Consider the following 18,297-nt stretch of genomic DNA (forward strand, 5'->3'; position numbering starts at 1 on the left):
TCGCGAGGTGCAGTCAGCGGATGGTTTGCATGGCGTGCGCACCTGCTGTGAGTTCGACAATCTCGCTCGTGATCTCATCCTGCCGGAGCTGCAGCTTCCGATGCTCGAGTTCGGCGAGCCTCGCTTCGATGTTGTTGCGCGCCGAGGTCATGGCCATCATACGCGCCTGGTTTTCCGCCGCATAGGCATGCATCGTGGCCTCGCAGAGCAGGGCGTAGACGTACTCCGCCGTCAGCCGCTCCAGCAGTTCGTGGGGCGGCAGCGTCGTCAGCGGTGGCATTTGCGCGACGGGCCGCTTGAAGCTCGAGAGGTCGAGCGGAAGCAGCGAGCGCCGCTCGATGCGGATGTCGCCCGCGGAGTTGCAGACAGGCACGACCACGTCGATCGCCGATGGCGCGCCATCGGCGATGTACTCGTAGAGTGCGTCCGCGATGGTGGACGCCAGCGCCGGGATCGCCTCTGTATGGGTTGCCATTGGCGCACTCCATGCTGTGGTCAGGCCGCGCTCGCGGGCGGCTATCCCGCCGCGGCTTCCGATCAGGAATTTCGTCGCGTCCGGCAGATATGCGCCACCGTGATCCAGAACGCGCTCGCTGTAGGCGCCGGCAAAACCCTGTTCCGCGCAAAAAAGGACGACGGCGGCCCGCCGCGATCCGTGTCCTGGCCGGTAGTCGGCCGGCAGCAGCGTCAAAGCCTGGCCGATGGCACGTGAAATGACGGCGCTGTAGGCGTCACCTCCTGCCAGCAGGGCACGCGCGCGCTGCACGCGGGAGGCTGCGATGCCGCGCATGGCGGTGACCACGGACTGAAGCTGGCGAACGTTCTCGATCTGCGCCGAGACCTGGGCGAGCCGATCGGCCACTATGAAGCTCCTTCGGCCGCGACGGGTTCGTCGCTCGTGAATGTCGATGCAAGGTCTGTTAGGGCGCCGAGTAATTTGGTCCGGTCGGTGCTAAGGAGCCGTCCTGTGCCTGAGAGATCGTCCACTACGTCCTTTGCATTCCGATCGAGCCAGGTCGTCAACTCGCTGCGAAACCGATCGACGTCAGCAAGGTCGACGCGATCCAGCAACCCTTCCTGAACCGCCATGACCAGTGCGACCTCGTCCGCAAGCCGAATGGGCGCGTACTGCTGCTGGCCGAGGATGCCTCGGATCCGTTTGCCGTGAGCGATCTTGTCCTTGACTGCGGTATCGGTCACGGCGCCGAAGCGAGTGAACGTCTCGAGTTCAAGGAACTGCGCGTAGTCGAGGCGGAGGGAGTGCGCTGCCTCCCGCAGCGCCGGCGCCTGGGTCTTTCCGCCGACGCGGCTTACGCTTTTGCCGACATCGACCGCCGGCTTGTGGCCTTCGTGGAACAGGCGGGAGTCGAGCACGATCTGCCCGTCCGTGATCGATATCAGATTGGTCGGGATGTAGGCGCTGAGGTTTCCGGCGTCCAGCTCCGCGATCGGAAGCGCCGTGAGTGAGCCTGCTCCCGCAGCCTTTGAGAGCTTGGCGGCACGTTCGAGCAGGCGAGCGTGAACATAGAACACATCGCCCGGATAGGCTTCTCGACCGGGAGGCTGATGCGTCAGCAGGGCGATTTCCCTGTGGGTTGCCGCATGCTTGGTCAGATCGTCGATCACGATCAATGCGTGCTGGCCGCGGTCGCGGAAATACTCAGCCATTGTAAATCCGGCAAAAGGTGCGATCCACTGCAGCCCCGGCGCCGTCGACGCGCCGGCCACGACGAAGATGCAGCGCTCCGGAGCGCCGTGAGCCTTCACGGCCTGAATCGCCCGCTTCACTGTCGACGACTTCTGGCCGATCGCGACATAGACGCAGATGACGTCGCTTGATTTCTGGTTGATAATGCAATCCAGCGCGATGGCCGTCTTTCCGACGGCGCGGTCGCCGACGATGAGTTCGCGCTGTCCGCGGCCTAGTGCGAACATGGTGTCGATCACGAGCAGACCCGTCTGGACCGGTTCGCTGACGAAGTCTCGGTCGATTATCGACGGTGCTGCACGTTCGATGGGATCGAACCGCTCCGGTTCGATTTCCTGCCCCTCGTCCAGCGGCCGACCAAGCGGGTCGATGATGCGCCCCAGGAGCGATTGCCCGACCGGCGCGCGGAGCACTTCGCCAGTGCCGCGCACCGTTTGGCCCGCCGCAACCCCCGCAGCATCGAGCAGCACGCAGCAGATCATGTCGCGGTCGAGCGTCGTCGTGTAACCGCGCTGTCCGTGCTCGAAACTCACAAGCTCGTCCAGACGCAATTCGGGAAGGCCGGATATCATTGCGATGCCGTCGGCGACGGATTCGACACGGCCGATCTCATCGACAGTCGGCGAGGGCACGAATGCGCTCACGCGCGTTCTGGCATCGTCGAGCCATCTGTCGAGACCCACGGTGTCCGTCACCTGTCGAGCTCCCGTCTGATCTGCGCGAGATCGGCCCGCCAATTGTTGCGCAGGATGAGATTCCGGCTCCTGACCTCGAAGCCTGCGATCAGCGACTTGTCAGTCGCGATCTTCATGACCGGCTCTACGCCGAGGGCCGCACGTAGCGCGTCCTTCAGATTTGCGGCTTGCTCGTCGTCGAGGGGCGCCGCCGCAATCACCTCGATTGGCTGCTCAGCGCCGCTGACTGCCAGGGCCTCGCGCGCGTCGGGCTGCAATTTGCGCAGCGTGCCGCCGAGATCGGCGAGGAACGCCGAGAACAGGTTGCTCGCCGGAATCCGCTCGAGCAGGCGCCGCGCGATCTCGACGGAGAGCTCGCTGGCATGCGCGAGCACGTCGTGCGCCATCGCGGCGCGCTGTCGCGCGATCTCCGCCTTCTCGGTCTCACGTTGCTTGTCGGCTTCGACCGACAATTGTGCGAGCAAAGCCGTTTTCTCCGTCTCCGCCGCCTTGCGAGCCTCGCCCAGCAGACGATCACGCTCGGCGTTGACGGCGGCGTTCAATCGGGCCGCCTCGGTGCGCATGTCTTCGGCCTGCTTGCGCGCCGCTTCGGCGTCCGCAAGAGTTCGGGTTGCCTCTTCCTTCCGTCGGGCGACGATATCAGCCACGGGACGAAAGAAGAATCGACCGAGAAGCCAGATCAGAATGAGCACGTTGACGGTCTGGAACGCCAACGTCGACCAATCGATGTGCATAGCTAGTGCAAGAACGGGTTGGCGAACAGGACGAGGAGAGCGATCACAAGGCAATAGATCGCCATGGTCTCGATCATGGCGAGGCCGACGAACAGCGTTCGCGAGATCGTCCCGGCGGCCTCCGGCTGGCGCGCGATGGCGTCCATGGCCGCGGCGACGGCGCGGCCTTCGCCAAGCGCCGGACCGATCGCCCCGAACGAGACGGCAAGCGCGGCGGCGAGAATGCTGACGATTTCGATCCAGTTCATGATTTTCTTCCTTCCTTCGATTGCCCTGCGTCCAGCGCGCTGCCGATGAAAACCATGGCGAGGACCGTGAATATGTAGGCCTGTACCGTTCCGGTCAGCAGGTCGAGCGCCATCAGCGGGATCGGCACCAGGAGGCCGGCGAGCGAGAGCACAATGCCAACGACGAAAACGCCGCTCATCACGTTACCGAAGAGGCGAACGATCAACGAGAAGGTACGCGTGAACGTTTCGACGATGTTGAGCGGGATCATGATCAACGTCGGCTCGGCGAAGGTCTTCAAATAGCCTCTCAGCCCTCGAGCTTTGATGCCGAAATAGATTATGGCGAAGAAGACGATCAGGCCGAGCGCGGCATCGGTCTCGATATGCGCCGTCGGCGGCTCGATACCCGGCACGAGCGAGCACAGATTGGCAGACAGGATGAACAGGAAGAGAGTGCCGATCGTTGCGATGTACGGCTGCGGCCTCACGCGCATGGTTGCGCGGATCTGATCTTCCACCAAGCCGACGATCATCTCGACGACGACTTGGCGTGTCGTTGGCTGGACCGAGAGCGATCGGGCCGCAAGGCTGCCGCCGAGGCCCATGACCAGCATCAGTCCCCAGGTAACGATGACAGGCTTGGTGACCGCGACAGGGCCGATCACGAAGACGACCTCTGCCGTGAGGGGTGAACTCATCATTGCTGCGGCTCCAGCAACAGCAGCCCCGTGCGGGCCGCCAGCAAGCCGATCGTGCCCGTGAGTAGCGGCAGCGCGCCGAACCAGCGTGCGAGCAGGGCCAGGGTCCCGGCGGTCGCAACGAAGCGAAGACCCTGTAGTCCGATCGAAAACAGGGTACGTCCCCCGAGCATCCACCGGGTGGTCCATCGCAGCGAGCCGAAATGCGCAAGACCGAGCAGCGAACCGGCCGCGAACCAACCCGAGGAAGCGACCGCGACGGCCAGGGAGTTGTACAGGATTGTGCCGATCACCGTTGATGCATCCATCGCCAGGCCGACGAGCAGCCGATTGTCACGCCAAGGAACAGCAGCGGCGCGCTCCAGAAGATGCCCGTGCCGAATCTGTGATCGATCCAGCGACCAATGAAGAGGCCGCCAAGCGCGGGTGCGACTATGATCCAGCCAAGCACGCCTATCTGGCCGACGAACTTCATCATGGACGGTTCGCCTTCGGTCCGCCATCGCTCGCGGCGGACACGCTGATCGCGCACGGCCTTTGCGAGGCCGTCTGGAGAGGCTTTGCCGGATGGATCGGAACGGGCCGTCACGCGCCGCCCTCCCTGAGGTGGTTCGGGTCGGGGCGCAGGTATTGGACGATCTGCCGGATCGCCTTCATCTGTAACTGGGCGCCTTGGACACGCGAGGCGCGTTCGGCTTCGGTACGCCTGCGGAATTCGTCGAGGACGATCTGCTCGAGTTGGCCGAGATCGTCGCCGGGAACCGCTTCTGCCGTTGCGATGCCGACCTCATTCCCTCCGGTCACCGAGAGAACGCCGCGACGCACCGCGCAGTAGCGCGTGTGACCGGAAGCAGCCTGCCAGGCCACGATCGATACGCTCAGCGCCGTGAGCAGGTCGGCATGACCACGAAGAATGCCAAAGCCGCCGCTTGCGTCCTCGGCCCGTACCGAGACAACGTCGGAATCATCGACGACAATTGCGGTAGGGGAAGTGATCAGCAGCCTCATCCGGCCATCTCCGAGGCCTTCATCCGTGCCGTGGCTTCGGCGAGGTCGCCGATCATGTAGAGCGCGCTCTCCGGCCATTTGTCGCAGTCGCCACGAAGGATCGCCTGGCATCCCCTGATGGTCTCTACGAGCGGCACCGACTTGCCCGCTACGCCGGTAAATGCTTCCGTCACAGCGAAGGGCTGGGTCAGGAAGCGCTGGAGCCGGCGGGCGCGGGCGGCTGCAAGCCGGTCCCCGGCGGTCAATTCGTCCATACCGAGGAGCGAGATGACGTCCTGAAGTTCGCGGTAATGCGCGATGATCTCGCGAACTCGCTCTGCGGTGCTGTAGTGTTCTTGCCCGACGACCGTAGGATCGAGCAGAATCGAGGATGAACTCAGGGGATCCACGGCCGGATACATTCCTTCCGCAGCCATCGCGCGAGACAGCATGATCGTGCTGTCCAGATGACTTGATATCGCCGTCACCGCCGGATCGGTGAAGTCGTCCGCGGGAACATAGACGGCCTCGATTGCGGTCACGGCGGCGCCGGCAATGGAGGCGATGCGCTCATGAAGGGCCGCGACTTCCGTCGCCAGGGTCGGCTGGTAGCCAACGCGTGACGGCAGCCTTCCCAAGAGGCCCGAGACCTCGCTGCCGGCCTGGACGAATCTAAATACATTGTCCATCAGCAGCAGCACGTTCTGCCGCTTCCGGTCGCGGAAATATTCGGCGATCGTCAGTGCTGTCAACCCAACCCGCCAGCGTGCGCCCGGTGGCTCGTTCATCTGGCCGAACACCAGCACGCTGCGATCAAGCACGCCGGATCGACGCATTTCCGATAATAGTTCGTGCCCTTCGCGCGAGCGCTCGCCGATCCCGGCGAACACGGAAATGCCTTTGTAAGCCTGGACCATGGCGTGAATAAGCTCCATGACGACGACGGTCTTGCCGACGCCGGCGCCCCCAAACATCGCCGCCTTGCCTCCCTGCGGCAGCGGAGCGAGAAGGTCGATCACCTTGATTCCGGTCTCGAAGATCGCAGTCGCCGGGCTGCGTTCGCTCAGTGGCGGCGCGCGGCCATGGATGGGAACGCGCGGCAAGTCTTCCGGCAGCGTCGGCCCATCGTCTCTCGGTTGCCCGGTCACGTCGAGCAGGCGGCCGAGGAGGGCGTCACCGACGGGAATGGCGACCGGAGTTCCGCTCGCGCGCACCGTCAAGCCGCGTCTCAGGCCCGCGGTCGATTGCAGCGCGACGCCACGAACGACGTGTTCGTCGAGATGTGCTTGAACCTCGACCGTCAGTGTTGAGGGGGCGTTGCCTCCGCGTTGGACTATCAGCGCATCGCCGATCTCCGGAAGAACGGTTCCGTCAACAACGACATCGACGACTGCACCACGAACGGCGAGTACCTTACCGTCTACGCGAGCTGTTTTTGGATTGCTTTCCGTCATCCCGCGTCCTTTTGTTTGCTATGCTAAGGTTGAACTCCACGCGGCCTTTGACGGAAATCAAATGGGGCGGCGCCCCTCATCACGAATCCGTTTGCGAGCGAGAGTCTCCCAAGAGCCTGCAATCGCGAATGGACCGTCGTTCCACCGATGCTTGCGAGACAGGGCGCGGGTTGTGCGTTGGGAAAGGCGGACCGAGGGACACTGTCCACCGGACAAACGGACCCCTGGCCTGCTCTGCCATCTATTCCTTAGTCTGCGTTATGGGATCCCGGCTAACTAACCGGCCGCCCCGCGGCCGAGCGCCTTCCTGATCATCTCGGCGAGCTGGTTGCGGCGGTAGGGTTTGGTCAGCAGCATCACGCCGTCGTCGAGCTTGCCGTGATGGACGACGGCGTTGTCGGTGTAGCCGGAGGTGTAGAGCACCCTCACACCCGGCCGCCGCCTGGCCACTTCTTCGGCGAGCTCGCGGCCGCTCATGCCGCCGGGAATGACGATGTCGGTGAAGAGGAGATCGAACGGCTGGCCGGCCTCGATCAATTGCAGCGCGGCCCGGCCGTCGGGCGCGGCCACCGTCTTGTAGCCGAGGCTCTGGAGCTGCGCGGTGACGAAGTTGCGCACCAGCGTGTCGTCCTCGACCACGAAAATGGTCTCCGCGCCGCCTTCGGCCTGCGGCGCGACGCCGGCTGCCACGTCCGACGTGCCTTCGCCCGGCGGCAGATAGAGCTTGATCGTGGTGCCGTGGCCTTCCTCGCTGTAGATCTTGATGTGGCCGCCGGACTGCTTGACGAAGCCGTAGACCATCGAGAGGCCGAGGCCGGATCCCTTGCCGACCTCCTTGGTGGTGAAGAAAGGCTCGAACGCCTTCTGCTGGACGTCGGGGAGCATGCCGGTACCGGTGTCGCTCACCGCGACCATCACGTAAGCGCCGGGCTGAACCTCCGCATTGGCTTGCGCATAGGCCTCGTCGAGCACGACGCGCTGGGTCTCCAGCAGCAGCTTGCCGCCGTTCGGCATGGCGTCGCGCGCGTTGATCGCCATGTTGAGCACGGCGTTGGTGAGCCTGGACGGATCGATATGCGCGGTCATCTGTCCCTGTTCCAGCGCGGTCTCGATCTGGATCTGCTCACCGAGGGTGGGGCGCAGCAGCTTGGCGATGTCCGATATCGCCGCATTGATCTCGACGTTGCGCGGCTCGAGCGGCTGCCGGCGCGCAAACGCGAGCAGGTGCTGGATCAGCTCGGCGCAGCGCTCGGCGGCATCGTCGATCAGCCGTGCCGTGCGCTGAAGCTCGGGTTGGTCCTTCAGGCTCTCCACCAGCGTCTCGGTGTTGCCGGAGATGACGGTCAGCATGTTGTTGAAGTCGTGCGCGACGCCGCCGGTCAGCTTGCCGATCGCATCCAGCTTCTGCGACTGGTGCAGTTGCCGCTCCGTCTCGCGCGAGGTCGTCGCATCGTGATAGACCAGCACCGCGCCGGAGATGTTGCCTTTCGCGTCCCGCATCGGCCGGCCGCTGATCATGAGATGGCGGGGTGGGTTGCCGCTGTGCGGGCGGACGATCATCTCCAGCTCTTCGAACTGCTCGCCGCGCAGCACGCGCTTCGATGGCAGCTCGTCGGCCTTGAGCGGCGTGACGCCGTCGCCGTGAAACACATCCGAAAGTGCGCGCAGATTGCTCAAGTTCATCCCGGCGCGATGCTGCAGCATGCGTTCGGCGGCCGGATTGGACAGAAGGACATTGCCCTCGGCGTCGATGACCAGCACCGCCTCCGCCATGCTGCGAAACGTGCTCTGCAGCACGTTGACCGACAGCCGCAGCTCGTCGTGCGCGGTGACCAGGTGCTCGGTGCGCTCGGCCACTGCCTCCTCGAGCGCCGCCTTGGCGGCTTGTGTCTGCTCGAGCGAGTTCTGGAGCTCCCCCGTGGTGCGCCGGCTCTCGCGCATCACCAGCGCGACCAGGAGCAGGATCAGCACGGCGCCGGCGACGTCGATACCGAGCAGCACGATGCCGGTGCGGCGCGAATCCCGGCTGCGCTCGTTGAGCAGGCGCTCTTCCTCGGTGCTCAGATGGTCGAGATTGCCCATCACCGTGTCCATGAGGCCGCGGCCCTCGGCCCTGCCGTTGAGCGCGGCAATGCCGGCCTGGTCGTTCTCGGCGCGCAGGCGCATCGCCGTGGCGGCGATCTCGATCCGGCGCATCGCCAGCGGCTCGGTGCCCTCCAGCAGCGCGACCTGGTCGGGATTGTCGCGCAGGTCGTGCTTGAGGTCGGCAAGGGCCGGCGCGATGCTGGCGTGTACCGCCTGGAACTCTTCGCTGAAGCCCGGGCTGCGATAGAGCTCATAGCCGCGTGCGGCGCTCTCGGCGCGGCGGAGCAGCACGCGCAGATCGGAGATCTTCTTCTGTATCTGGACGGTCTGACTGACCCATGCCGCGTCGGACCGCGACTTGACGTCGAGGGCGATCGAGGCCGCGGTGATGATCAGGAGGATGGCAAGTCCAGCACCGAGAATGACGCGCTGCGTTGCAATCAAGGGGCTTCTTTCTTGTCCATCGGCTGTGCGCTCTCGCCCCGGCCGGCGAGGCATTCCCGGATCGTGGTCAGCAGCGCCTCGGGCGTGAACGGCTTGCGCAGGCAGCGCGTTGCGCCGAGCTCCAGCGCCATGCGGAGAAAGTCCGGAGAGGGCGAGGCGGATGAGGCGAAGGCGTAGCCCGACATCGCGATCAGCGGCGTAGTCGGCGCGCGCTCGTGAAAGATGCGGATGGATTCGAAGCCGCGCATATGCGGCATGAAGATGTCAACCAGCATCACGTCGAAGGCCTGCGATTCCAGCGCAGCCAGTCCTGTTTCGCCGCCGTCGGTCAGCGTGACGTCGAAGCCCTGACGTTGGAGGAGGACCTCGATGGTCGCGCCGACCATCGGATCGTCATCAACCACGAGAATACGCGGCATGACACTTCCCAGGTGATCGAAGTCCCCACTGTGGTTGGTGATATCCGCGAATCGTGTATCCGGTCAATTTTGGATTGGATCACCAAGGATATGCACGGCGCGGTGCATAAAGGTCCATTTGCATCGATTTGTAGGCATCCTGGCGGATCCGATCTTGACGGAACCGAAGCGGGCGAGGGGATACGCCGACTGCCAGAAAGGCGCCGCATCGCTGCGACGCCTTTTGCCTTACGCCTCGGCGGATCTGCCTACGGGCAGGGATGCCGCTGGCCGTCGTAGCCGAGATAGGTGCCCGAAGCCGGGTCGTACGATTTGAAGCGCTGCGCGCAATAGGCAGCGGAATCGCCGCCGCCATCCTGCACCACCGCAACCGTCGGTTCGTCATAATAGCCGTAATAATAGGGATCATCGTAATAGCCGTAGCCGCCGCCGTAATAGGCGTACGAGCCCAGGCCGCCGATTGCGGCGCCAGCCGCGAAGCCCGGCCAGAAGCCGCCGCGACGATGATGCCAGTGGTGGCCGCTCCAGTTGCTTCCACCGCGCCAGTTGCCTGCGGTTGCGACGTCACGGGTGCCGCTGAAGGAGGGCGAGAGGGACTGACGGGGCGTCGCGCCGGCTACGAAGCTGCCGCCGCTCGGACGCATCGCAGTGCGGGCCGCGAAACTGCCTCCGCTCGGACGCATCGCGGCACCAGCCCCGAAATTGCCGCCACCGCCGCGGAACGCAGCGCCGCCACCGCCATGGAACGCAGCGCCGCCGCCACCCATGTGCGCGCCGGCACCGCCACCGCCGCCGCCGATATGGGCGCCACCGCCTCCGCCCAATGTGGGACGACCCTGGGCAAAACTCGGCGTCGCAAGGGGAAGAACCAGGGCCACCGCCGCGGCGGCACTCAAGACTTTCAGACTGTTCATGGTTGAACTCCTTTCCCGGAAAGCAAACCCTATGAAAGCGCGGGGGTTCCTTGAGATCACGCCGGTTTGCGCGCGAATGGAGCCTCACGCGCTGCCGCTGTACCGGGCATGAATGAATCGCGTCCGCTTTGCGGCAGGGTCTGGTCGATAGCCGGATTTGCGGAGAGGGCCCGGCCCGCCACCGAACTGGACATTTCGCCGCCCGGATGGCATCAGGACCCGACGAAGCAGGGCCCTCGCCGCATGAAACAGTTCTTCCTCAAATTCTTCACCTGGTGGAATGGCCAGACTTTTGGCACCCAGCTCTGGACCAAGCGGTACGGGGAGTTGGTCGGCCAGGACGAGCAGGGCAACCTCTATTATCGCACCCGCGGCGGGGCGGTCGACCCGACGCTCGGCTTCGAGCGGCGCTGGGTGGTCTATAACGGCTATGCCGAGGCGAGCCGGATTCCGCCATCCTGGCACGGCTGGATTCATCACGTCGTCGACGTGCCGCCGACCGAGGCCAATTATCAGCCGCGCGAGTGGGAAAAGCCTCACCAGCCGAACCTCACCGGCACGGCACGGGCGTATCGTCCCTCCGGTTCGACGCTTGCCAGCGGCAGGCGTCCGAAGGCGACCGGCGACTACCAGCCCTGGACGCCTGGCTAGCCTTTCCGGCCCATCCGCGGACCGCCGCCGTCGTCCGAAGCGGATGCACATGCATCCGCGGCACGCTGCTGTGGACAAGGGGAACAGCGGGGATGCCGTTCGCGCGGGCGTTGCGCCGGCGCGGGCGATGCGGCTCAATGATCGCATCTTACGGAGATGGGAGACCATCGCGTTCGGTTCGGGCAACAGCTCGCGACTGTCCCGAGATGCAGCGGCCGCCGACCAGGACTCGATCGGGAGATAGGCCCCCGGTCTGGAAGCTCCGAAATCGCCCGATGAAATGTGCAGCCGCCGTAAGACAGGAAAGGCCGCTTGGGAAACCGAGCGGCCTTTTTCTTTTGGAGACCGGCACGAAGATCAACGTGCCCCGGACGCAGCGCAGGGCTCCTTCAGCGATGCGCTGCAGAGCGGAGCCCATGTTGCAGCGGTTTGCGTAGCCTTCTGTTGGGTCCCGGCTCAGCGGAGCAGCGTTGCACGCTGCACCGCGTCCGGGACACGAGAGCGGTTCACCTGCTCCGCCGCGCGCTTGACCGCTTCCAGGCGCCGCGCCTGGTTCTGCGCGCCGCGCTCCCTCAGCAATGCCAGCACCTCGGCGGACGCGGTGTCGGGTGAGCCCGAATTGAACGGCGGGGCCGGATTGTATTCCATCTGGAGCTGGATCGCTTCCGCCGTGGTGCGATCGACCATGATCGACACCAGCGTCAGCGCGAAATCGATGCCGGCGGTGACGCCGCCGCCGGTGATGCGGTTGCGATCGATGCAGACGCGCGACTTTGTCGGCGTCGCGCCGAACTGGGCGAGCATGTCCATCGCGCTCCAATGGGTGGCGGCGCGGTAGCCCTTCAACAGGCCGGCGGCGCCGAGCGCCAGCGATCCCGTGCAGACCGAGGTGACGTATTTGGCGCCGTCGGCCTGCCTGCGCAGGAAGTCAAGCACCTCCGTGTCGCTGAGCAGGTCGTTGGTGCCGCCGCCCCCGGGCACGCAGATCACGTCGAGTTGAGGGCAGTCTGCAAAGGTCGCGGTCGGCGTCAGGGTCATCACGGAATCGCTCGGCACCGGTTCTATCCGCTTCCAGATCAGGTGCAGTTTTGCGCCGGGAACCATCGAGAACACCTGCAAGGGACCGGTGAAGTCGAGCTGGGTGACGCGCGGAAACACCAAGAGGCCAATCTGGAGCGGTGACGGCATCTGCGGATCCTCCAATTACGAGCTTGACGCCGGCAGGATGTCATGGTGCCCTTCCGTCCGAAATGGCGTAATTCCCTCACTTTCGGACACGATCCATGATCGGCATCCTGATCTTCCCGGATTTCCAGCTGCTCGATGCGGCAGGCCCGATCTCGGCGTTCGAGATCGCAGCGCGCTGCACCGGCAAGGCGCCGGGCATTCGCGTGCTGGCTGCGACGGCGGGCCTCGTGCGCAGCTCGTCGGGTGTCGAGATGATGGCCCACGACTTCAAGGCGTCGAACGCCATCACGACGCTGGTCGTCGCCGGCGGCGCCGGTGTGGCTGATGCCGCGCGCTGCGAGGTCACGCGCGCCTTGGTGCAGCGCCTGGCGAAACGCGGCGTGCGGATCGCGAGCGTCTGTTCGGGCGCCTATGTGCTGGCCGAGGCGGGACTTCTCGACGGCCGCCGCGCCACCACGCATTGGGGGCGGACGCGCGATTTCGTCGCGCGCTTTCCCAAGGTGAAGTTCGAGCCGGACCAGATCTTCACCCGGGACGACAATGTCTGGACCTCGGCAGGCATCTCCGCGGGCATCGATCTCGCGCTCGCGATGATCACCGAGGACCACGGCGAGGAGATCGCGCAGCAGACCGCACGCCAGCTCGTGCTCTATCACCGCCGCAGCGGCGGCCAGTCGCAATTCTCCTCGCTGCTGGAGCTGAAGACGCCGAGCGGGCGCTTCGGCGCACTGCTGTCCTGGGCGCGCGAAAACCTCGATGCGCCGCTGACGGTGGAAGATCTCGCCGATCGCGCCGGCATGAGCGCACGGCATTTTGCCCGTGCCTTTGCCGCCGAGACCGGCACGACGCCATCCAAGGCGATCGAGCGCCTGCGTCTCGAAGTCGCGCGCGAGCGCGTGCAGTCCTCGCGCGAGGCGATCGAGCTCGTTGCGGAAACGACCGGCTTCCGCGATCCCGAGCGAATGCGGCGCGCCTTCATCCGCGCCTTCGGCCAGCCGCCGCAGGCACTGCGGCGCGCGGCGCGGGCCGGGTAGGTGCTCTACGGACCTCCTTCGCGAATGGCCTCGAGGAGTTCGGTGGGATCAGTCCGATCGCACAAATGTTAGTTCGCGCGCGACATCCCGTTTCGCAATCGGCTGGCCAGCCGCCTGCTGCGTCGGACTGAAACGAATCGATTTTATCGATTGATTGAACTCGAACAATTCGTTGGATCAATTTATTGGATTCTCCGATCCTCGCTGCGCTGAGACCCACTCAGTGAGTCACTCCAACCAGCATTGGATCAATCTCATGAACCGCACCACAACGTTTGCAGCCCCGATCACGGAAGCGAGCCAGATCAACCAGGCCGCAACGGCTGCTCCGGCTCCCTCCGACGACCCGCGCCTCGATCCCGGGATTCGTGCATTTCTCGCCGAGATCAACAAGGACAGCACGCCATTCTGGGAGCTGCCCCAACCCGAGCCGCAAGACGTATTGACATCGCTGCAGTCTCGGACGGCCGTGGACATGTCCGGCGTCACCACGACCGCGCGGACGATCGAGCAGGACGGGCGCACCGTCAGGCTCTACGTCATGAAGCCCGAACATCTGACCGGCAGACCTGGCGTCGTGCTGTTCATCCATGGCGGTGTCTGGATCGTCGGCAACTTCCAGAACCATCAGCGGCTGTTGCGGGACCTGGTCGTGGGCTCGGGGCAGATCGGCGTGTTCGTGGAATACACACCGTTGCCGGAAGCGAAGTATCCGACGCAACTCGAAGAATGCTATGCCGTGCTCAAGTGGATCGCGGTGCATGCCGAGGAATTCGGTGCCAACGGCCATCGTATTGCGATTGCAGGCAACTCCGTTGGCGGCAACATGGGTGCGGCACTGGCCCTCATGGCCAAGGACCGCAAGGGGCCGCAGATCAGCTATCAGGCGCTGCTCATCCCTGCGACGGACGCCAGCGTCGATACGGCGTCATATCACGAATACGGAGCCGGCCGTTTCCTCACCCGCGCCTTCATGAAGTACGGCTGGGATCTCTATGCGCCCGCCGCGACGACCCGGGACAATCCCTACGTATCGCCGCTGCGCGCCAGCAGCGAGGAATTGAAGGGACTGCCGCCTGCGCTCGTCATCACCGCGGAGAACGATCCGCTGCGCGATGAGGGCGAGGCCTATGCGAGGAAGCTGAAGGAGGACGGGGTCAGCGTGGACGCGGTCCGCTACAACGGCACGATCCACGATTTCGTGCTGCTCAACGCACTGCGTCACGTGCCCTCCACTGAAGCTGCGATCGAACAGGTGAACCAGGGTCTGCGTCGGCATCTCGCGGCCGCGACCGATTGACCGATGAGAGATGCGGCGGCTTTTCGCCGTCGCATCCCTCGCAGCTCCCCAGAGACACGCCAATGACCATTGTTCAGAATTCCCGCCCATACCCCACCACGCGTGCCATGCGCGACAACATCCTGTCATATCGGGACTCCGCCCTTGCCATCGTCCCCGGCGTCGCGCTGGCCGCGACCATTGCCGTGGTCGCCAACATGATGCGCAGTATTCCTGCCGTCGCGACGTTCAGTCCCATGATCCTGGCGATCGCGATCGGAATGGCCGTGCGCAACCTCGCCGGAACGCCAGCTCTCGCCCGCGCTGGAATCAGCTTCAGCATGCGCCGGTTGCTCCGGCTCGCGATCGTGCTCCTGGGCTTCCAGATCACGCTGACCCAGCTTGCCACCGTCGGCACCAAGGGGATTCTCATCGTCGCCGGCACGCTCGTTGCCACGTTCGGATTCACGCTTGCAGCCGGGCGTGCGCTGGGCGTCGAACGCAAGCTCACCCAACTGATCGCCGCGGGCACCTCGATCTGCGGCGCGTCAGCCGTCGTCGCAACCAACAGCGTCACCGAAGTGTCCGACGAGGACGTCGCATATGCGATCGCATGCGTCACGATCTTCGGCTCGATCGCGATGTTCGTCTATCCGATGCTGCCTCGTCTTCTGCATCTCGATGCCGACGCGTACGGCCTCTGGAGCGGCGCATCCATCCACGAGATCGCCCAGGTGGCTGCCGCCTCCTTCCAGAACAGCCAGCGCGCGGGTGAAATGGCAACCGTTGCCAAGCTTGCCCGCGTCATGCTGCTCGCGCCGGTCGTCCTGACCCTGAGCGTCGTCACCCGGGCTTCGGCGCAGCCGGCCGGCGGCAAGTCGGCAAGGCCGCCCATCCCCTGGTTCGCGATCGGCTTTGTCGCGATAGCCGCACTCAACAGCGTCGTGTGCATTCCGGCGGGCCTCAGGAGCGCGACGATCACGTTTTCGACCTTCCTGCTCACGATGGCGCTTGCGGCCATGGGCCTTGAGACCGACGTCTCGAAATTGTACGCGGAGGGGCTGCGTCCGGCTATGCTGGGCGGGCTGGCCTTCCTCTTCATCGCAGCCTTCAGCTTGATTCTCATCAAACTCGTGGGATGACCATGACGCTCGAACAGCTCCGGATATTCGCCGCTGTCGCCGACAAGCAGCACGTCACCCAGGCCGCCCAGGAATTGAATCTGACACAATCGGCCACGAGCGCGGCAATCGCCGCGCTCGAAGTACGCTACGGGGTCAAGCTGTTCGATCGGGTGGGACGCGGTATCGTCCTCACGCATATGGGCCGGACGTTTCTCGGGGAAGCGCGTGCGGTGCTGGCGCGCGCGCACGCCGCGGAGCAGGTCCTGCGCGATTTTGCCGGCCTCAAGGCCGGACGATTGGTGATCGCGGCAAGCCAGACGGTCGGGAGCTACTGGCTTCCGATGAGATTGCTGGCGTTTCAGGCCGTCCATCCCGGCATCGAAATCCACGTCAGGATCGCCAACAGCGAGCAGGTCGCAACCGACGTTCGCGACGGCATGGCGGATGTCGGCTTTGTCGAGGGCGACATTGATGACGCCGCATTGTCCGCCCGCCGGGTCGACGGCGATGCGCTGGTCGCCGTGGTGGGTGCGCGGCACCCTCTGGCGAGCCAAAAGAAGCTGCCCTCCGACTGGATGACCAGGACACCGTGGATCCTTCGCGAGCCGGGCTCCGGAACGCGGGCCATGTTCGAACGCGCGCTGAAGAAGCGCGGGGTGCGCCTCGCCGATCTGACGGTGCAACTCGAATTGGCCTCGAACGAAGCGATTCGAACCGCGATCGAAGCGGGCGGCTGCGCTGCAGCCATCTCCGATCTCGTGGTCGAAAAGGCGATAAAGGCAAAACAGCTCGTTCAGCTCGAGGACGAATTGGCGAAGCGTTCGTTCTACGCGCTCCGTCACAAGGAGCGGCACATCAGCAAGGCGGAAGCCGCCCTGATGTCCAGCATCGCCGCCGGCGCCGCGCCATAGGCGGAGCCCAGCCCGTAGCGCGTATTCCGCAACGATCGAACCCACGTCTCGCCGGCAAGTGCGCCGGCGCGCGCGTGCGAGCGGCTGGGGAATTCGATCGCGGTCGACGATCAGAACGATCTGATCATCTCGTTGGATTGCCGATGCGCCGAGGTCTACCTCCTTGGACACACGCAGGCGCTTCGAGGATTGCGTGCGGAAAATACAGAGATGGAGAACGACAATGACCCATTCACGTCGCGCTTTCCTTGCGATCGCCCTGTTCGTCGCTGCCGCGTCCACGCTTGGTGCGCCGCCCGCGTTTGCCGGCAGCCCGGTGCACGCGCCGGATCCCAAAATTGCCATTCACTCGGAACGAGGAGTCCGCCAGATCGGCAGGCATCTTCCGAGCGTCCGGCAGGCGCAACCTCACCGGCAGGTCGAAGATCCGCTCGCGGACTTGCTCCTCGGATGAGCCGCGGGACTGATTCAGCAAATGCATTCGAACAGGAGTCTTCGATGTCCCAATATCTCGACCATGCACGCTCTCCGGCATGGTCCCGCCGCGCCATGCTTCAAGCCCTCGGGGTTGCCGGCCTCACGCTCGCCGGCTCATCGGTCCGCGCCGATCAATCGATCCGGCTGCCGATCGCCGGCGAGCCGCGTGATCGGCCGATCACGCATGACTTTCCGCAAAAGGGGAGCATGATCCTGCAGCGCACGCGACCGCCGCTGCTTGAGACCCCGATGGAGGTGTTCGACCGCGGCGTGTTCACCCCCAACGACCAGTTCTATGTGCGCTGGCACTGGGCGGTGATACCGACGTCGGTGGATGCGGACGCCTTCAGACTGTCCGTGCGCGGTCACGTCAACCAAACCCTCTCGTTGTCCATCGGCGACCTGCTCAAGTTGCCACGTGTCGAGCTTGCCGCCGTCAACCAATGCTCCGGAAATTCGCGAGGGTTCTTCCTGCCTCGTGTGCCGGGCGCGCAATGGGCGCATGGCGCGATGGGCAATGCGCGATGGACGGGAGTCCTGCTCAAGGACGTGCTGGACCGCGCGGGCGTCAAGCCGGGCGCAGTTCAGGTCCGCTTCAACGGACTGGACGAGCCGGTCGTGCCCGGGGCACCCGACTTCCGCAAGTCGCTCGATATCGATCACGCCCGTGACGGCGAGGTCATGATCGCTTTCGCCATGAACGGCGAGCAGCTGCCGCTCCTCAACGGCTTCCCGCTGCGGCTGATCGTGCCGGGATGGTACTCGACCTATTGGGTCAAGATGCTCAGCGACATCGAGGTTCTCGCCAGGACGACAATTACTGGATGGCGACCGCCTACACCGTACCGGATACGCCGCATGCCAACATCAAGCCGGGCCAGACCGGCGTCAAGATGGTCCCGATCAGCCGCATGGTGCCACGGTCGTTCTTCACGAACGTCGCGGACGGCGCTTCGCTTCCGGCGGGCGCAGTCGCAACGATCCGCGGGATCGCGTTCGGCGGTGATGCCGGCGTCGCCAGGGTCGAGTTGTCGATGGATGATGGCCGGACGTGGCAACCCGCGACGCTTGGCGAGGACCACGGCAAGTACAGCTTCCGCCGCTGGCAGCTGGACATTCCACAACTGACGAAGGGCGGCCATTCGTTGATGGTCCGCTGCACGAACGCCGCCGGCGACATTCAGCCGGCAGCATCAAACTGGAATGGCAGCGGCTTCATGCGCAATGTCGTCGAGACGGTCCAACTCACCGCGATCTAGGGGCAA

General features: G+C 64.8%; 19 protein-coding genes and 1 pseudogene. 6 read left to right on the top strand and 14 right to left on the bottom strand.

Annotated elements, in window-relative coordinates; all coding sequences use genetic code 11:
* Positions 1–13: 13 nt before the first annotated feature.
* The 12 genes from XH87_RS35740 to XH87_RS35795 all read right to left on the bottom strand — a co-directional run bounded on the left by XH87_RS35740 (position 14) and on the right by XH87_RS35795 (position 10,368).
* Positions 14–862, bottom strand: coding sequence for a F0F1 ATP synthase subunit gamma (locus tag XH87_RS35740; protein WP_271590802.1), 849 nt, complete (start codon positions 860–862; stop codon positions 14–16).
* Positions 862–2,403 carry a F0F1 ATP synthase subunit alpha gene (locus XH87_RS35745; RefSeq protein ID WP_271590803.1) on the bottom strand — a complete coding sequence of 514 codons (1,542 nt, stop codon included), beginning with the start codon at positions 2,401–2,403 and terminating at the stop codon, positions 862–864. Before XH87_RS35745 ends, XH87_RS35740 begins: the two co-directional genes overlap by 1 nt.
* Entirely contained in the window at positions 2,400–3,116 is a 717-nt protein-coding gene (locus XH87_RS35750) for a F0F1 ATP synthase subunit delta (protein WP_271590804.1), read from the bottom strand. The genes XH87_RS35745 and XH87_RS35750 overlap by 4 nt, the downstream gene beginning before the upstream one ends.
* 23 nt (positions 3,117–3,139) lie before the next feature.
* Entirely contained in the window at positions 3,140–3,385 is a 246-nt protein-coding gene (locus tag XH87_RS35755) for a F0F1 ATP synthase subunit C (protein WP_035703862.1), read from the bottom strand.
* Positions 3,382–4,065 (bottom strand): F0F1 ATP synthase subunit A, encoded by a 684-nt coding sequence (locus tag XH87_RS35760; RefSeq protein ID WP_271590942.1) that lies wholly within the window; start codon positions 4,063–4,065, stop codon positions 3,382–3,384. Before XH87_RS35760 ends, XH87_RS35755 begins: the two co-directional genes overlap by 4 nt.
* Positions 4,065–4,358, bottom strand: a complete 294-nt coding sequence (locus XH87_RS35765) for an ATP synthase subunit I (protein WP_271590805.1) — start codon at positions 4,356–4,358, stop codon at positions 4,065–4,067. The genes XH87_RS35760 and XH87_RS35765 overlap by 1 nt, the downstream gene beginning before the upstream one ends.
* Positions 4,355–4,654 carry an AtpZ/AtpI family protein gene (locus XH87_RS35770; RefSeq protein WP_271590806.1) on the bottom strand — a complete coding sequence of 100 codons (300 nt, stop codon included), beginning with the start codon at positions 4,652–4,654 and terminating at the stop codon, positions 4,355–4,357. Before XH87_RS35770 ends, XH87_RS35765 begins: the two co-directional genes overlap by 4 nt.
* On the bottom strand, positions 4,651–5,073 hold the full coding sequence (locus XH87_RS35775) for a F0F1 ATP synthase subunit epsilon (RefSeq protein ID WP_271590807.1): 423 nt from the start codon (positions 5,071–5,073) through the stop codon (positions 4,651–4,653). Before XH87_RS35775 ends, XH87_RS35770 begins: the two co-directional genes overlap by 4 nt.
* Complete coding sequence (gene atpD, locus XH87_RS35780) at positions 5,070–6,506, bottom strand: F0F1 ATP synthase subunit beta (protein WP_271590808.1); 1,437 nt, start codon at positions 6,504–6,506, stop codon at positions 5,070–5,072. The genes XH87_RS35775 and atpD overlap by 4 nt, the downstream gene beginning before the upstream one ends.
* Positions 6,507–6,782: 276 nt before the next feature.
* Positions 6,783–9,035 (bottom strand): CHASE3 domain-containing protein, encoded by a 2,253-nt coding sequence (locus XH87_RS35785; RefSeq protein WP_271590809.1) that lies wholly within the window; start codon positions 9,033–9,035, stop codon positions 6,783–6,785.
* Positions 9,032–9,454, bottom strand: a complete 423-nt coding sequence (locus XH87_RS35790) for a response regulator (RefSeq protein ID WP_035703845.1) — start codon at positions 9,452–9,454, stop codon at positions 9,032–9,034. Before XH87_RS35790 ends, XH87_RS35785 begins: the two co-directional genes overlap by 4 nt.
* A 248-nt stretch (positions 9,455–9,702) precedes the next feature.
* Entirely contained in the window at positions 9,703–10,368 is a 666-nt protein-coding gene (locus XH87_RS35795; RefSeq protein ID WP_271590810.1) for a BA14K family protein, read from the bottom strand.
* Positions 10,369–10,611: 243 nt separating this feature from the next.
* Here XH87_RS35795 and XH87_RS35800 point away from each other — a divergent pair, with 243 nt between their 5' ends.
* A complete protein-coding gene (locus XH87_RS35800; protein ID WP_035703818.1) occupies positions 10,612–11,019 on the top strand; it encodes an NADH:ubiquinone oxidoreductase subunit NDUFA12 in 408 nt (135 codons plus the stop codon).
* Between the two features lie 456 nt (positions 11,020–11,475).
* Here XH87_RS35800 and XH87_RS35805 read toward each other — a convergent pair whose 3' ends face one another.
* Positions 11,476–12,207 (bottom strand): DJ-1/PfpI family protein, encoded by a 732-nt coding sequence (locus XH87_RS35805; RefSeq protein ID WP_271590811.1) that lies wholly within the window; start codon positions 12,205–12,207, stop codon positions 11,476–11,478.
* A 95-nt stretch (positions 12,208–12,302) separates the two neighbouring features.
* Here XH87_RS35805 and XH87_RS35810 point away from each other — a divergent pair, with 95 nt between their 5' ends.
* From XH87_RS35810 to XH87_RS35825, 4 genes are all read left to right on the top strand, one after another.
* Complete coding sequence (locus XH87_RS35810) at positions 12,303–13,241, top strand: GlxA family transcriptional regulator (protein WP_271590812.1); 939 nt, start codon at positions 12,303–12,305, stop codon at positions 13,239–13,241.
* A gap of 256 nt (positions 13,242–13,497) precedes the next feature.
* Positions 13,498–14,541: an alpha/beta hydrolase gene (locus XH87_RS35815; protein ID WP_271590813.1), complete on the top strand. Its 1,044-nt coding sequence runs from the start codon at positions 13,498–13,500 to the stop codon at positions 14,539–14,541.
* Positions 14,542–14,603: 62 nt separating this feature from the next.
* Positions 14,604–15,662, top strand: a complete 1,059-nt coding sequence (locus XH87_RS35820; protein ID WP_271590814.1) for a YeiH family protein — start codon at positions 14,604–14,606, stop codon at positions 15,660–15,662.
* A 2-nt stretch (positions 15,663–15,664) separates the two neighbouring features.
* A complete protein-coding gene (locus tag XH87_RS35825; protein ID WP_271590815.1) occupies positions 15,665–16,555 on the top strand; it encodes a LysR family transcriptional regulator in 891 nt (296 codons plus the stop codon).
* A 232-nt stretch (positions 16,556–16,787) separates the two neighbouring features.
* Here the strand turns inward: XH87_RS35825 and XH87_RS35830 are convergent, their stop codons facing one another.
* Positions 16,788–17,036, bottom strand: coding sequence for a hypothetical protein (locus XH87_RS35830; RefSeq protein ID WP_271590816.1), 249 nt, complete (start codon positions 17,034–17,036; stop codon positions 16,788–16,790).
* Between the two features lie 17 nt (positions 17,037–17,053).
* Here XH87_RS35830 and XH87_RS35835 point away from each other — a divergent pair.
* Positions 17,054–18,291, top strand: a pseudogene (locus tag XH87_RS35835) (molybdopterin-dependent oxidoreductase).
* Positions 18,292–18,297 lie beyond the last annotated feature (6 nt).

Source organism: Bradyrhizobium sp. CCBAU 53415 (assembly GCF_028128735.1).
GTDB lineage: Bacteria > Pseudomonadota > Alphaproteobacteria > Rhizobiales > Xanthobacteraceae > Bradyrhizobium.